8 protein-coding genes are annotated in these 12929 nt (G+C 67.4%); 2 read left to right on the forward strand and 6 right to left on the reverse strand.

Annotation, left to right across the window (positions count from 1 at the left end; genetic code table 11):
- Positions 1–177 precede the first annotated feature (177 nt).
- Together P12x_RS27725 and P12x_RS27730 are read left to right on the forward strand one after the other, a co-directional pair.
- On the forward strand, positions 178–1944 hold the full coding sequence (locus tag P12x_RS27725) for a hypothetical protein (RefSeq protein WP_435008295.1): 1767 nt from the start codon (positions 178–180) through the stop codon (positions 1942–1944).
- 368 nt (positions 1945–2312) lie between these two features.
- On the forward strand, positions 2313–4397 hold the full coding sequence (locus tag P12x_RS27730) for a prolyl oligopeptidase family serine peptidase (protein ID WP_435008297.1): 2085 nt from the start codon (positions 2313–2315) through the stop codon (positions 4395–4397).
- A gap of 130 nt (positions 4398–4527) precedes the next feature.
- Here the strand turns inward: P12x_RS27730 and P12x_RS27735 are convergent, their stop codons facing one another.
- The 6 genes from P12x_RS27735 to P12x_RS27760 all read right to left on the reverse strand — a co-directional run bounded on the left by P12x_RS27735 (position 4528) and on the right by P12x_RS27760 (position 12894).
- On the reverse strand, positions 4528–5679 hold the full coding sequence (locus tag P12x_RS27735; protein WP_435008299.1) for a DUF3592 domain-containing protein: 1152 nt from the start codon (positions 5677–5679) through the stop codon (positions 4528–4530).
- Between the two features lie 231 nt (positions 5680–5910).
- On the reverse strand, positions 5911–6690 hold the full coding sequence (locus P12x_RS27740; RefSeq protein WP_435008301.1) for an alpha/beta hydrolase: 780 nt from the start codon (positions 6688–6690) through the stop codon (positions 5911–5913).
- Positions 6691–7077: 387 nt separating this feature from the next.
- Positions 7078–8712, reverse strand: a complete 1635-nt coding sequence (locus tag P12x_RS27745) for a CARDB domain-containing protein (protein ID WP_435008303.1) — start codon at positions 8710–8712, stop codon at positions 7078–7080.
- 238 nt (positions 8713–8950) lie between these two features.
- Positions 8951–10177, reverse strand: a complete 1227-nt coding sequence (locus P12x_RS27750) for an MFS transporter (protein ID WP_435011739.1) — start codon at positions 10175–10177, stop codon at positions 8951–8953.
- Positions 10178–10377: 200 nt separating this feature from the next.
- Positions 10378–11373 (reverse strand): malate dehydrogenase, encoded by a 996-nt coding sequence (locus tag P12x_RS27755; protein WP_435008305.1) that lies wholly within the window; start codon positions 11371–11373, stop codon positions 10378–10380.
- 75 nt (positions 11374–11448) lie between these two features.
- The gene (locus P12x_RS27760; RefSeq protein ID WP_435008307.1) at positions 11449–12894 is read right to left on the reverse strand and encodes a spinster family MFS transporter; all 1446 of its coding nucleotides are present in this window, start codon (positions 12892–12894) and stop codon (positions 11449–11451) included.
- Between the last annotated feature and the right edge of the window lie 35 nt (positions 12895–12929).

Raw genomic sequence — 12929 nt, forward strand, 5'->3', positions numbered from 1 at the left:
TACGCAGGGCGAGCCGTCGGCCTGATCGCCCTATTTCGCCCAAGCCGAAGCGTCGGGGCGTGTCCCTCTCGTCGGCGAGAGTGGCCTGACCGCGCCTCCCTTTATTGCTTAACAGCTAAGGATCGAGGCATGTCAAAACTCAGATTGTTACTCGAGGTGCTCGAAGGCAGGGCCTTGATGGCGGTGACGACGAAGGTAACGCTGCCGCCCAACCCGATCGGGGATTACAGCGTCTTGCACCAGAATCAGGGGGTCCAGGTCAGCCCCATCACGGCGAAGAAGGTGGCGAACGACTACGTCCAGGGGTTCCAGGTCACCGGCATCGGCAAGGTGAGCGCCGCCCCGGTGTTCGTCCCGAATGTGGCGACCAACGGCGGGATCCATGATGTCTGGATCGTCGCCACCCAGGACGCCAACCTGTTCAAGTACGACGCCCATACCGGGAAGCTCCTGGGCGGTATCAACCTCGATTACTCCGCGCCGGGCTCGGGATACACGGTCAGGCCCGTGGATGGTTCGACCGTGGGGAATCCCTACTACTCCGGGAATTACTCGATCACCGGCACGCCCGCGGTCCGCCCGGATGGCCAACTGGTGCTGGTCCTCGGTCAGGTGGCGGAGGGGTACGGGGACACGCATTACCTCTGGAGCCTCGTGGTGGTGGACCCTTCCACCCTCCTCCCCACGGTGGTCAACACCTTCGCCGACACGACCGTTAAGGCGGACGGGTCGGTCTCGTTCATCGGCCCGATGGTGCCGGGGACGGGCGGGGGAGCCATCGCGACGCCGAATGGGCCGATGGTCCCCTTCGACGCCCGGGTGCAATACAACCGGCCCGCCGTCCAGCTGGACCCCACCGGGCTGGTCGCCTCGGTCGGATTTGGCTCCTACTCGGGCGCCAGCATCGATCAGTATCACGGGTACGTGCTCAGCTTCAACACCAGCAACGGGCTACTGGTCGGGGCGTTCAATACCACCCCGTCGGGGAAGGCGGGATCCGAATGGGGCGCGGGGCTGCCGGTCACCCTGGACCCGACCGACCCGTTCACGGTCTACGCCACCTGGGGCAACGGCGACACCGGCATCGACAACTATTCAGACTCGGTGACCGGGCTCCGGCTGGAAGGCCCGCTGGTCACGCCGAATGGCTTCAACCAACGGATGACCGTCTTGATGGTCCCCCCGGCCTACCAGGAGTACCAGAAGCTGGACCTGGACCTGGGCTCCACCACGGTCACGATCGTCTCCGCGACCGAGGCCGTCGTCTCCGGCAAGAGCGGCGACCTGATCCTCTTCAACACCCAGACCGGCCAGATCGACCAGTTGATCCCCAATGGGCTCAACGGAGGGGCGTTCGGGGGCGGCTCGGTCCTGACCACCTCGGCGGGCACCTTCGTCTATTTCGTCAATTCGGGGTTCAACGGGCAGACCACCTTCGCCAAGGGGGCGGGCCGGCTCCAGGTCTACAAATATGACCCGGTGGCCAAGGCCCTCACGCTGACCGGCGTCAACGACAGCTACCCGGTGAATTATCCCGGGGCCACCCCCTCGATCAGCGTCCCCCCGAGCGGCAACTTCACCAACGCGGTCATCTGGATCTCGGCCAACACCGCGAACGGCCGATCCCTGGCGGCCTTCCGGGCCGACAACCTCCAGTTGATCCGGGAATTCACCGCGCCCGGCTATTCCCACTTCATGCCCCCGGTGATCACTTCCCAGGGGCAGGTGGCCCTCAACGCGGAAGACAACGGCGGGGGGTTCGCCGTCTGGGGCCCGAAGTCGTCCTTCGCCCGCACCAGTCCGCCGAAAGCCAATGCGAAGGCCGCGAAGGCTGCTGCGGCGAGTTCTGTCTCCGTGCCGTTGCCCCTGACCACGGAGGTCCCCATCTCGACGACGGTCAAGGTCGATCGGGGGTCGAAGAAGCCGTCGACGTCCCTGAATTAAGGGGAGGGTGTAGCTGCGATTTCTGGTGGTGCCTTGATTCCTGGCCCCCCTCTCCCTAACCCTCCCCCACCAGGGGGGAGGGGAACAGACTCCCAGGGGTCGAAGATTAAGACATCGGCGAGAATCGACCCCCTCTCCCCTCGTGGGAGAGGGCCGGGGAGAGGGGGCGAACGACTCCAACCGACGTAAGCCCCAAGAATCCTCGGGTACACCCGAAGGGGAAGACGCGTCCGAGCCTCCGACCATGACCCTTGAAATCCGGCCCTCCGATCGGTTCCAATCGGACCTTCCGCCCCGCCGGCGTCAGCCCGGCGGCGGGGGGCCGTTGGATCGGGCTCCCCGACCGATCCCGACGCGAGAGGATTATCATGATTTCACGGGCAGGCACACTTTTCGGACTGGTCGCACTGATGGCAGGGATCGCGATGGCGGGTGAGCCCGACGACCCGTTCCTCTGGCTCGAAGAGGTCACCGGGGAGAAGCCCCTCGCCTGGGTCCGCGAGCGGAACTCCGAGAGCACCGCCGAACTGGCCGAGTCGCCGGAGTTCAAGGCGCTGGAGTCGCGGATCCTCTCGATCCTCGACTCGGACGCCAAGATCCCGATGATCTCGAAGATCGGGCCGTACTATTACAACTTCTGGAAGGACGCCAAGCACAAGCGAGGGATCTGGCGGCGGACCTCGCTGGCGGAGTACCGCAAGGCCGAGCCCGCCTGGGAGACCGTGATCGACCTCGACGCCCTGGGCGCGGCCGAGGGGGAGAACTGGGTCTGGCACGGGGCCACCGCCCTCAAGCCCGACTACGAGCGGTGCCTGCTCTCGCTCTCCCGAGGGGGTGCCGACGCCGACGTCAAGCGCGAGTTCAACCTCAAGACCAAGTCCTTCGTCGAGGGGGGTTACACCCTGCCCGAGGCCAAGAGTCGGGTCTCCTGGCGGGGGCTCGATAGCGTCTTCGTGGGGACCGACTTCGGGCCGGGCTCGCTCACCAAGTCGGGCTATCCCCGGGTCGTCAAGGAGTGGAAGCGCGGGACCCCGTTGGAGCAGGCCGAGTTGGTCTACGAGTGCTCGCCCGACGACATGAGCGCCGCCGGCTATCGCGACCTGACCCCCGGATTCGAGCGGGATTTCATCTCGCGCCGGATCACGTTCTACTCGGGCGAGACCTTCCTCCGACGCGACGGCAAGCTGATCAAGATCGAGGTCCCCGACGACGCCGAGACCGAGGTCGAGCGCGACCTCCTGCTGGTCACGCTCCGGACCGACTGGGCCGTCGGCGGCAAGACCTACCCGGCGGGCTCCTTGATCTCGACCGACTTCGAGGGGTTCCTCAAGGGGGATCGCTCCTTCGACGTCGTCTTCGAGCCGACCGACCGGAAGTCGCTGGCCGGCTTCTCCGCGACCAAGAATTACTTCCTCCTGAATGAGCTGGACAACATCCGGAACCGCCTGTACGTCCTGACCCACAAGGACGGCCAGTGGACCCGCGAGCCGCTCCCGGGAGCCCCCGAGATCGGGACCGCGAGCGCCTCCGGGGTCGACTCGGACGAGTCGGACGACTACTTCCTGATGGCGTCGAGCTACCTGATGCCCGCCACCCTGGCCCTCGGGACCGCCGGCGGGGCCGCGCCCGAGGTCCTCAAGACGAACCCCGAGTTCTTCGACGCCAGGGGCCTGACCGTCAGCCAGCACGAGGCGACCTCGGCCGATGGGACCAGGATCCCCTACTTCCAGGTCTCCCGCGAGGGGATCAAGCTCGACGGGTCCAACCCGACCTTGCTCTACGGCTACGGCGGGTTCGAGATCGCGATGGTCCCCGGCTACAACTCCTCGGCCGGGGTGGGCTGGCTGGAGAAGGGGGGCGTCTACGTCGTCGCCAACATCCGAGGCGGCGGCGAGTTCGGCCCGAAGTGGCACCAGGCCGCGCTCAAGGCCAACCGGCCCAAAGCCTATGAGGACTTCGCCGCCGTGGCCGAGGACCTGATCGAGCGGAAGGTCACCACCCCCGAACACCTGGGAATCCAGGGCGGGAGCAACGGCGGGCTCCTGATGGGCAACATGCTCACTCGTCGCCCCGAACTCTTCAAGGCGGTGGTCTGCCAGGTCCCGCTGCTGGACATGAAGCGGTATCACACCCTCCTGGCCGGCAATAGCTGGATGGGCGAGTACGGCAACCCCGACATCCCCGAGGAGTGGGAGTTCATCCGGACCTTCTCCCCCTATCACAACCTGAAGGAAGGCGTGAAGTACCCGAGGACCCTCTTCACGACCTCGACCCGAGACGACCGCGTCCACCCCGGCCACGCCCGGAAGATGGCCGCCAAAATGAAGGGCATGGGCATCGACCTGCTCTACTACGAGAACATCGAAGGCGGGCACGGCGGCGCCGCCGACAACAAGCAGGCCGCCTTCATGACGGCCCTGGCTTATACGTTCCTGTGGAATCAGCTCAAGTGATGCGAATTGGGGTGGCAGACTCTCACGGTGTGAGGGGATGCCACCCCAACCTCCTCATCCAAGCAGGATCCATCCCCGGCTCACCGCAAACGCCGCGGAAAACAGCCAGGCCACACGATCGACCCGGCCGTTAGCCGAGGGGCCCGATCGCCCGAGAGAACACCTCGGCCAGCCAGCGAGCGGCGGCCGGGTCGATCGGGCCGATCAGCCCGAAGGGCTCGTTCTGGTCCGCACGCCAGACCAGGAGCATACCCTCATCGTCCGCGGTCAGGCCGCGGAGTGAGATCAGGGAGATGCGTTCTTCGAGAGGCCCTCCCGACGCGTCGATCCTGCCCGTCAGCCGGCGGCCGTCTAGTTTCAGGGTCCACGGGAAGGAGGCCGGTTTACCCGAGGCGAGCGACGAGATCGGCCGGGTCGTCCGTAACGTGTGCATCCAAAAGCCCACCCAGAACAGGCCTAAGCCGATCGTGTAAGCCACCGCCACCGGTTTGCTCGTGGGACGGCCGTTGAACCGGAACGGCGCGTCGCCGAAGAGCGTCAAGGCCACCATCGCGCCGAAGAAGACGACCCCGAGGGCCATCATCAACCCGACCATGACCACCCAGCAGCCGGAGAAACCCCAAATCACGGACGCCATCGGCGAGGCGGCCTTCTCGGGCGTCTCCGGGGTCGTCTTCCCCGAGACGATCACCGACTCACGCCGTCGGCGAAGCCGGAGGCCGAGGCCTGGAGGGGGGTCGGGGATCCCTTTCAGATCGACCCCGGGTGGCCCGGCCGCGTCGGCCCGCTCCGCAGCCCGTCGCTTCCGGATCAAGGACAGCACGCTCGCGAGGATCGCCAGGCCGATGGCCGCGAAAATGCCCCCGGCCACCGGAAGAAGCGCGACATCGGACCCCACGCCCGGCTCGAGCGCCGCGATGGCCGGGTCACCCGGCTTGTAATGCACGGCGACCTGGGCCTTGACGGGATATCGGTCGACAACCCGACGGGCGTCGTTCAGGTTGCTGCTATTGGCTTCCGTGATCCGGACCCGTTCAGCGGTGTAGACGCGGCCGTCGACCTCGTACCTGTAGACGATCCGGGGCTGGAACAAATCCCCCGGGTCGTTCCCCCATCGCCGGATCACATTCGACTCGGTGACCTGACCCTGAGTCGAGGGCCACGACGAGGACCGGATTGCCTCGACGAGCTGGGACACTCCGATGCCCAACACAATGAGTCCGACCGTCGAGAAGACTCCGCCGAACAGGAGTCGGCCCCGAATGTCGTTCACGGCGGCCATCGGGCATCTCCGGTCGGGCCAGGAGAAGCGGTCAGAGTCAGTGTCGTCGGCCGTCGAGACTCCGGCCGGGGCGAGGCCGGGCCCAGGCTCAAGCCACAATTCCTCGGAGGGAGATCAGCTTCGGTGCCCGGGAACCCGCTTGGCCTTCCCCAGCGTATGGCTCGATCCGGTTGGTGTCCAGATTCGGCCGGCCCGGGATTGCCGAGCGGGCGAATCGGCACGCCCCGTCTTTCACATCTCCCGAGTACACTGGTTGATCAACCAGGTGTCCACGTCGGAGAGCATGTGCGAAGTCAGTCGGTGGGCGCAGGGGTAGGATTGGAAGGCGACGTTCAGGCCTCCGGCGCGGAGGATCGAGACGGTCTTCCGGGCGTGCTCGACGGGGACCCGGCCGTTCCACTCGCCGTGGACGACCAGGACCCGGAGGCTCCGGCAGTCCTTCAGGCGTCCCAGGGGGCGGAAGCCTCCGGGGAGCCAGCCATTGATGGCGACCACTCCGGCGAACCGCTCGGGGTGGGCCATCGCCACCCGGTAGGCCACCGCGGCCCCTTCGCCGACGCCGACCAGGAAGATCCGCTCGGAATGGACGTGCAAGGTCCGTCGGGTCTCGCGGACCGCCCCGAAGATCCCGTCCTCCAGGACGTCGACCGGGTCGGGCTCGCTGTCGAGCAGGCGTCGACGGAAGACCTCGGCATCCGGCAGCGCCAGGGCGCTCGCCGATCGCTCCCGGTCGGGACGGGCGAAGTCGGGACCCCAGCCGTGGCCGACCGGCCGACCCTGCCGAGTCACCACCTCGGGTCCTCGGAGGCTCAACCCGACGTAGTTCCGCCAGCTCATCGCCGGCATCGAGCGCACCATCTGCTGATCGTCGCCGCCACGGGCGTGGAGCAAGACCAGGAGCGGATAAGCGTAATTAGGCTCGTATCGCTGGGGCACAAACCGCGACTCGACGAGCGGCCCTTTCACCAGTTCCGAACCTATCGAGGGGGCGTTCCGCCGATCGTTGGACATCCCGGATGCTCCTGATTCACCGCGTGGTCGGCCACCCCGGCCCGGACCCCAGTCGCGACCGCCGCCCGGTCGAAACCCGCCCATCGGCGCCCCGCTCGTCCCCGGTCGCAGGTTGCGCAAGTCTAGCGGGGAAATTACCGATCTTCAACAAAACCCCCAGATAATTCCGGAAAATGACTCAAGTTTTTGATCACGATGACCGGAGGACCCGGAGCTTGACGCAAATCTTGGCGATTACGGCGATTATGGCAGCCAGTCTTTTACCCTAGTTCACCCATGCTATTTTGGCGACCCAGGCCACGGAACCCTATCCGGTTCACCAATCCGACGAATTTGACAGGGCGGGTCATGTTCCTCGATCGGGTGGACGATCGGGTCATGGCGTGATCAGGAACCGCCGGTGACCCCGATCCGCTGGAAGAATTTGTTGACGTTGTCGGGGAAGACCTTGAGCTGGTGTTCGACGCCCTTGGTGAACCCCTGGCCGACGCTGGCGAAGAAGTCGAGCTTCTTTTTAGGAGCTGGCTTGGAGGCTGCGGGTTTGGGGGCGCCTGGCTTGGAGAAGCTGGGCTTCTTGACCTTGGAACCCTGGGCCTTGGCGGCCTGGGCGGCCTGGGTGGGATTATTGTAGATATTGGCCGGGTAGGTGGGAACGGTCGTGGTCCCGTCGACCCCGACGACCTTCAGCAGGACCGGGGCCGAGGACGCCATGTTGTTGGCCCGGCTGGGCTGGTCCGTGACATCCTCGGGGTCGGCAATCGCGTAGATCCGGACGTAGGCCGGGCTGGCGACCGTGCTCCCGTGGGGGAGCTTGGAGGGGAGCCGGACCGTGGTCAGGACGTTGACCGAGGAATAGGCGTCGACGCCGTCGACGATCGCATCGCCGAGGAAGACCCCGTGGGTGAGGTCCCCGGCCACCCCGGTGGCGACGAACCGGACCCGGAACTGGCCCGAAGGGGCCTGGCCCACGTTCTGGATCACCGTGCCGACCTGGAACGACTGGCCCCAGTAGAGCGTGTTCGCCGAGACCACCACTCCGGCCGGGGCCAGGTCGGCCTGGGGGCCTCTCGGGGTGGCGGCCTGCGGCCCGGGGGCGATCCCGATCGGCCCCTGATCGAGCCCGGCTCCCTGCTCGGCGACCCTCGGATAGATCGGCTGGGTCAGGAAGTCGGCGTCCTGGACGATCGAGATCGTGAACTGGGTGGACCCGGCCAGCGTCGACGGCGCGATCGGCGGGAGGGTGATCGTCTGGACCACGTTGGTCGACTGGAACGCCGGGACCGCCGGGACCGCGATTTCGCCGATCGTCACGTCGCTGTATGCGCCTGGCGTCGCCCCATCGGGCGTCAGGACGACCCGGGCCCGGGTGGGAGGGGCATCCCCCTGCCCATTGTTCTGGATCTGCTCGGTGATGTTGAACGTATCGCCCCAGGAGATCACGCCCGGGGTCGAAGCGGTCAGCGGGGTCAGCGCGATCGAGGTCCCCACCAGGTTCGCCGGCTGGTGCGGCACGATGGCCAGGACCGACGTGTCGAGCCCGACCCCTCGACCGACGTTGTTCGCCTTGTCGCCCTCGACCAGGGTGCTGTAGGGGTCGACGCTCAGGGCGACGTACAGGGTCTGATTCGCCGACGGGGTCAGCGAGCTCGTGCCCGGCAAGGCGACGATCTGGTCGAAGCTGTATGATCCACCGGGGGTCAGCCCTGGGGGAATCGTCGCGGTCCCCAGCAGCATCCCCGTCGAGCCGGGGGCGCCCAGGGTCGGCGAGGTCGACGCGTAGATATCGACCGTGACCGGGGCGATCGTGGTGGCGGTCCCCTGGTTGGCGATGGTCCCGGTCGCGTGGATCAGGTCGCCCCAGTCGGCCGAGTGGACCGTATTGAACTGGGTGGCCAGGAGATCGGGCATCGGCCCGACGGTGGCCATCAGTTGTCGCCCTTCGAGCGGCTCGAACCGGAGGATCTTCGGCCCTCGTCCCCAGGCGCGGCGGCGTGCGGCGGCTCGACGGTCGTTGGACGACATGCGGACTTCTCCTCCGTGAGATCGCGACCGCGACATCGAGGGGATGGAAATTACCCCGATCGAGAGCCGAAGCCGCACCAACCCGTCCTTGGGATGTACCGCGAACGATACCGATCGGGGACCGGATCGTCAAGATCGCCTCGAAAGTCCGCCGCAACTCGTGATCTGCACGACCCAGGCCCGGCGTGAAACGTCCCAGGAACACCGAGCCCGTCCGGAGTTCTCCGAGTCGTAGCGATCAGTCGTGGGCCGAATCTCGCCCACCCTCCCGATTCGCCACATCCGGCCGACGAACCAACCCCTCGTGCAGCATCCAGACGAGTCCGGCCAGGATGGCGGCGCCGATCGGGACCGCCTCCAGGCCCACCCGGCTCCCGACCAGGCCGAGCGTCGCGGGGACCGCCGCCGCCCCGATCATCGCCGCGCCGACCTGGAACCCCACGGCGTGGCCCGACAGGCCCGCGCCCAGCCGCTGGGGTGTCCGGGTCATCAGGCAAGGGAACACCGGGGCCAGCCCGAACCCGGCCAGGGCCAGCCCCGCGAAGGCGGCCGGGGCCGTGAGCGGGATGGCGAAAAGCACCGCCCCCGCGACCGCCGCCAGCAGGCAGTACCTCAGGAGCCGGTCGATCCCGACCCGGTCGGCCACCATCCCGAACACCACTCGACCCGCCCCGATGCTCCCCCAGTACAGGCCGACCGCACTCCCCGCCCGGACCGGCTCCACCCCTCGGGCCTCAGTCAGGACCGTGTAAGCCCACTGGCTGAACGTCATCTCAAGGCCAGTGTACAGGAAGAACAAGGCCATCTGGAGCAGGACCGCCGGGTGTTGCAACGCCTCCCCCGCCTTGACCTGCGGCCCGACTTCCGCGGCGGTCGACGAAGTCTGCCCCCACCGGGGCCGGGTGGCCAGGAACAACGCGGCCAGCGTCAGCAGGACACCGCCGACCGCCGAGTACCCGACGCTGTAAGGACGACCGGCCGCCAGGACGGCGGTCATCAGCAGCGGGCCGAGCATCGCCCCGAAGCAGTAGCAGGCGTGGAGCCAGTTCATGTGCCGGGCCGAGAGATAATTCGCGGCGTACCCGTTCAACCCGGCGTCGATGGCCCCGGACCCGAGCCCGTGGACCACCGCACACGCGACGAACACCCCCCAGATCGGGGCGGTGGCGAACCCGAACATGGCCCCCGCCACCAGTGCGGTGCTGATGGCCAGGAGCAGGCCGATCCCGAGGGCCTGGGTCAGCCGGCCCGAGATGAAGCTGGTCACGAAGTACCCCAACCCCGAGGCCATGAACACCATCCCGATCGCCCCCTGAGCGAGCCCGAAGGTGTCGCGGATGGTCGGCCAGGCCACGCCGGTCACGGCATCGGGAAGGCCCAGGCTGATGAAGCCGACATAAGCCAGTGCGATCAGGAGGAGCCCGGGACCCGTGCGGGTCGTCGGGGCGGCTTGGGTTTCCGGCACGCTCAACGCTTCATCCTCCCTCGCGAATCGTCCGCTCCGTGGATCGATCGGGCCGACCGAGGCCATTGAATGACCTAGCAGGCCCAACAGCCCACCAGGGTAACCTACCCGATCGGAGGCGATGGGCAGGCGAGGAATGGGGACAGATATCTCGAAGACTCGGAGCCAGTCCCCATTCCCGGCCATTCCTGGATAGCCGGTCAGAGCGCCGGGCCGAGCAGGTCCTTCACGGCGTCGCGCTCGGCGATCAGCTCCTGGGCCGAGGCGTCGATCCGCTTCCGGGCGTCGTCGTCGATGGGCAGGTCCTTCACGACCGACCAGGACTTGCCGTCCTCGGTCCGGAGCGGGAAGGAGTAGATCAGGCCGGCGGGGACCCCGTAGCTCCCGTCGGAGACGACCCCGGCGCTGAACCAATCGCCGAGCGGGGTGGGGGTCACGGCCGACCGGACGCTATCGAGCGCGGCCGAGGCGGCGGAGGCGGCCGAGGAGCCCCCTCGGGCCTTGATCACGGCGGCCCCTCGCTTGGCGACGGTCGGCACGAAGGTCTCGGCGAACCAGGGCTGGTCGGTGATGACCTGGGTGGCGGGCTTGCCGCCGATCCGGGCGTTCTTGAAGTCGGGGTACTGGGTGTCGCTGTGGTTCCCCCAGATCGCCATCCGGTCGACCTGGCCGACCGAGACCCCGGCCTTGGCGGCGAGCTGCGCGGCGGCCCGGTTCTGGTCGAGCCGGGTCATGGCATACCAGCGATCGGCGGGGACCTTGGGGGCGTGCGACCGGGCGATCAGGGCGTTGGTGTTGCAGGGGTTGGCCACGGTCAGGACCCGGACGTCGGGACCGGCGGCCTCGTTGATCGCCTGCCCCTGGCTGGTGAAGATCGGGCCGTTGGCGCGGATCAGGTCGGCGCGGGTCATCCCGTCCTTGCGCGGCATCCCGCCGACGAAGATGACCCAGTCGGCCCCATCGAAGGCCTCGGTGGCCTTGTCGGACGCCTTGACGTCGGCCAGGGTCGGGAAGGCGCAGTCGTCCAGTTCCATCATCGTGCCGGTCAGGGCCGGCAGGGCCGGGGTGATTTCCAGGAGCCGGAGCGAGACCGGCTGGTCGGGCCCGAAGACGGCCCCCGAGGCGAGCCGGAAGATCAAGGCGTAGCCAATCTGGCCCCCGGCCCCGGTGACGGCGATGCGGATGGGCTGAGTCATGTTCGAGCAATCCCTGATGTTCATCGGAAGAGGAGGAGCCTGTCGAGTCGGGCCATCCCAACTCATGTCAAGTCATCAATGCGTCGTCGAGCCCGCCCCGCCGGCGGACTTCACCGGGGCAGCCTTGAGCTTGGCCCTCATCAGGGCCATCTCCCGGGGGAGGTGCCTGGCCCCGGCCAGGAAGACGATCCCCGAGAGGAGCAGGGCGGGGATCAGGATCAGGAGCCCGGCCACGATGTTCTCGGGCGGGTGCCCTTCCACCTGGGTCGGGGTGGCCCCGATCGCCTTCAAGGCCCGGCCGATCGAGCTGTTCATCGTCTCCGGGTCGCCGAACATGTCGGCCGCCTTGCCGATCAGCCAGGGGGACCAGATGTCGCCCAGGACGTGGACCGCGGCATACGAGATCGCCAGGGCGGCGGCCCGGAGGTTGGGCTGGACCACGTTGGCGATGATCGCCATGCAAGGCCCGGTGTTGACGAACATCAGCGTCTCGGCCGCGAAGATCGAGGCGTAGATCACCGGGGGGTTCTTCGACATCAGGGCCATGATGACGAACGGGATCGAGGAGAGCATCGAGACGCCCGGGACTAGGAACAGGGCCTCGGGCTTCTTCTTGGCCAGCTTGTCGGCCAGCCAGCCGCCGATCAGCATCCCGATCACCGCCGCGGCGAAGGTCACCCCGGCCAGAGCCATCGCGGCCTTCTCCTGGTCGAAGCCCCGGGTGTTGAAGAGGTACGGGGGCACCCAGACCAGCATCCCGCCGATGGCGAAGGTGTAGGCCGACATCCCAAAGACCGCGTAGGTGTACGAGGAGTTGACCATCAGATCGAAGTAGTCCTCGCGGCGAGCACCAGCTGCCTGGTGCGCCTTGAGCCGTTCGGGGTCGATCGCCTCGGTCGCCCCCCGGATCGGCTCGGGCAGGAAGGAGACGATGAACGCCGCCACCAGCCCTGGGACCCCGACGATGAAGAAGGCGGTATGCCAGCTATAGCGATTGGCGATGATCGGCCCGAGCATGATCCCCAGCGCCGCCCCCAGCGGCATGGCCAGGAAGAAGGCCGACATCAGCCTCGATCGCTGGTCGCGCCGGAAGAGGTCGATCAGGATCGTCGGGGCGATCACGCCATAGGTGGCCTCGCCGATCCCCAGGAGGCTCCGGGCCAGGACCAGGTGGTTGTAGTCGCGGGCCAGCCCGCTGCCGAGGGTCGCCAGGCTCCAGACCCCGATCCCGGCGGCCAGCAGCCAGGTCCTCCGGTAGCGGTCGCCCAGCCAGCCGGTGATCGGGCTGAAGAACGAATAGCTGACCAGGAAGATGGTCGCCAGCAGGCCCCATTTCTCGTTGGTGAGGCCCGGGATATCCTCGCGGATCTGCGGCTGGAGCGAGGTGAGGATGTTCCGGTCCAGGTAATCCAGCATGTGGATCGCGAACAGGACGACGAACGTCAGCATCGCCCAACGGGGGGGCTCGAAGCCCGCTCCGGCAAGCCCCGTCCCATCATCGACGGCTGTTTCATGAACCACGGCGACACTCCCGAGCCCGGACCAGGGCTCGGGGA

Source organism: Tundrisphaera lichenicola (assembly GCF_051175385.1).
Taxonomy (GTDB): Bacteria; Planctomycetota; Planctomycetia; order Isosphaerales; family Isosphaeraceae; genus Tundrisphaera; species Tundrisphaera lichenicola.